Here is a 247-nt window from a genome sequence, read left to right as displayed (position 1 = left end):
CTGGAGCGGGAGACGAGTCTCGAACTCGCGACCTCAACCTTGGCAAGGTTGCGCTCTACCAACTGAGCTACTCCCGCGTAGATCCTGCGCTGCTTTACTGCTTCGTATCTGATGCTGCCGTTTCCAGTACCGCTTCGCTCATGCGCTGCCTGCACCGGAAAGTTCAAAACCTGGAGCGGGAGACGAGTCTCGAACTCGCGACCTCAACCTTGGCAAGGTTGCGCTCTACCAACTGAGCTACTCCCGC

General features: G+C 58.3%; 2 tRNA genes. Both read right to left on the bottom strand.

Going from position 1 to position 247, the window contains the following annotated elements:
• Position 1: 1 nt before the first annotated feature.
• A tRNA-Gly gene (locus NCR35_RS29850) sits at positions 2-77 on the bottom strand.
• A gap of 94 nt (positions 78-171) precedes the next feature.
• Positions 172-247 (bottom strand) — tRNA-Gly (locus NCR35_RS29845).

Source organism: Caballeronia sp. AZ10_KS36 (genome assembly GCF_023631105.1).
Taxonomy (GTDB): domain Bacteria; phylum Pseudomonadota; class Gammaproteobacteria; order Burkholderiales; family Burkholderiaceae; genus Caballeronia.
This window is presented reverse-complemented; position numbering and strand designations above follow the sequence as displayed.